Source organism: Aeromonas sp. HMWF017 (assembly GCF_003061465.1).
Taxonomy (GTDB): Bacteria; Pseudomonadota; Gammaproteobacteria; order Enterobacterales; family Aeromonadaceae; genus Aeromonas; species Aeromonas veronii.
The window spans coordinates 1-2,197 of the sequence record NZ_QAJD01000120.1 but is presented as its reverse complement, the minus strand read 5'-3'; the positions used below and the strand labels follow the sequence as shown (position 1 = coordinate 2,197).

Below are 2,197 nucleotides of genomic sequence, written 5' to 3'. Positions count from 1 at the left end.
CTCATCAGCTTGAGCAGGCGCTTGATGGTTGCCGGAGTGTGGAAGTGGCGGGCGCAGTCGAGAAAAATGCCGCGAAAGCCAAAGCGCGGGGCATCCTCCAGCGTGACGCAGGGCAGGCTCTCCCCATGTTGCAGATACCACTGGGCCAGAGTCACCAGCCCATGACGCCAACCCGCTTCGTCGGCGGCGGCAATCACCACCTCCTGCGGCGTGATGGTGAGTTGATAGGCTTCGGGGGCCAGTTTGTCCTCGGTCAGCCGGATTTCAGCGTCGTGATCCTGCTCCAGTGCCAGCGACGTCAGCTCGTTGAAGTGGGCCAGCAATTTCGGCACATCGCGGGGGGCGCTGACATGAGCCCGCTCGGCCAGCCGGAAGTTCCCCTCCAGCAGCACCAGATGGGCCGGTTGCGGCACTATGCCGGGCAGCGGTTCGACGTCAGGCAGGTCTGGTTTGCGGGCGGGGGGGGTCTCCAGCCCCAGCTCCTCTGTGGCCAGGGTCACCGGCAGCAGCTGGGGGCCAGTGGTGGCTTCGGGCAGGCTCAGGAAGAAGCCCTGCGGCATGTCGGAGAGCTTCTTGATGGGCGTCTGGCGGCAGCAAAAGCGCAGCTCGCAGCTGCCAGCGTTCGGGACAATCACCTTGTAGCTGCCGCTCTGGCGCTCCAGCTCGCCCCCTTGCAAGGAGTCGGGGTCGATATGGCGAGCCAGACAGAAGTGCAGCTTCCACTTGGTATCCGGCATGCGTGAGAGGGTGAAGGTGAACCAGACATCCTCGCCGTCACGTCGGGCGACCTGGGTGTGGATCAGGGGTGTAGACATGGAAAATCCTCTGATTGGGCAAACAGTATGGCGCCATCGAGCGCATCTGCCTGGGGGGAGATCAGGTTGAGCTGGCCGAGACGGGGAGCGAGGCGGGTGCCAATCCCCCCCAGCAGGGCGATCTGTCTGGCACCCAGCTGGGTCATTCCCTCCAGCAGGATCCGCAGTTGTTCGCAGGTTTCGTCCAACAGCTGATTGGCGAGCTCGTCGCCATCGCTGGCGGCATCGAATACCCAGGGTGCAAAGTGGCCATAGTCCGCCGGAATGGCGCGGGCGGCCCAGCGAACCACCTCGGCCTGATCACGCTTGAAGCGATCCATCAAGCGGATAGCGAGGGTGCTGGGGGGCAGAATGCCGTCGTGGCAGAGCAGGGATTGCTGGATGGCACGTAAGCCCAGCCAGGCGCCGCTGCCTATGTCTGAAATGGGGAAGCCACGGCCGGAGCAGGTGCGGATCTGCCCCTCCTGATAGACCAGCCCTACCGAGCCGGTACCGGCGATCAGAATGGCTCCCTCACGGCCACCAAAGGCGCCGAGGCAGGCACCGAAGGCATCGGAGGTGAGCCTGACGCTGGCAAAGGGGAAGGGCATCTCGAGCAGGGCGTGATAGCAATCGGCCAGCTCGGCGGAGGCGAGCGCCAGCCCGACCCCCATCTGTTGTTCGCACTCTATTCCGAGCCCGGCGGCAAGGCGGGCGCTGGCGATGGCAGCCAGCACATTGGCGTGGGCATGGGGGATGCCCAGTTCCAGATTGGATCCGGCAGCGCGCCCTTCGCCGAGCAGCTTGCCGGCCCGATCCCGAATGCGGGCGCGGGTGTGGGTGCCACCGCCATCGACCCCGACCCAGTACTCAATCATGGTGACCTCCCTGCTCATGTCGATCACCCAGCGCACTCTGCCAGCTGATAGCTAGGGCAAACCAGGCTGGCTGTATGGAGGATCCACTACTCTCCCCAATGCCAATCATGCTTGAGCCGATCTCAATCATGGTGATCTCCTTGCTCATTTCGAGCACTCAGGGCGCTCTGCCAGCTGATAGCCAGGGCAAACCAGGCGGCGTGGGGGATCCACTGCTCGCCCCAGCGCCAGTTCTGATCCAGTCGCTCTTTGTACTCCTGCGGGATAAAAGCCACCTCATTCTCGTCATCAAACCCTGAGGTGATACCGTTGCAGATGCCCCCCTGCGCATTGGGATACCCGGCGGTATAGGCGGGGTTGTTGATGCCGTGGCCCGCCAGCATGCAGGCGTTGAAGGGGTTTTGCCCGAGGATCCAGTCGAGTTGGCGCTGGCCATAAGTGAGCAGCGGCTGGCTCTGGCGGGGGAAGTGGCGGGCGCCAGCAAAGGCCATGGCCGCCAGCGAGGCGAGGCGGGCGTTCTCCCCC

2 protein-coding genes and 1 pseudogene are annotated in these 2,197 nt (G+C 64.3%); all 3 read right to left on the bottom strand.

The genetic code is table 11. The annotated features are described in order from the left end of the window. Nucleotides 1-815, bottom strand: an 815-nt coding sequence (locus tag DBR30_RS22110) for a glycoside hydrolase family 20 zincin-like fold domain-containing protein (protein WP_375135846.1), incomplete at its 3' end; no start/stop codon positions are given. Beyond that, complete coding sequence (locus DBR30_RS11540) at nucleotides 800-1,672, bottom strand: BadF/BadG/BcrA/BcrD ATPase family protein (protein ID WP_108588358.1); 873 nt, start codon at nucleotides 1,670-1,672, stop codon at nucleotides 800-802. The genes DBR30_RS11540 and DBR30_RS22110, both read right to left, overlap by 16 nt. A 122-nt stretch (nucleotides 1,673-1,794) precedes the next feature. Continuing rightward, nucleotides 1,795-2,197: pseudogene (locus DBR30_RS11535) on the bottom strand (glycoside hydrolase family 9 protein); the annotation flags it as partial.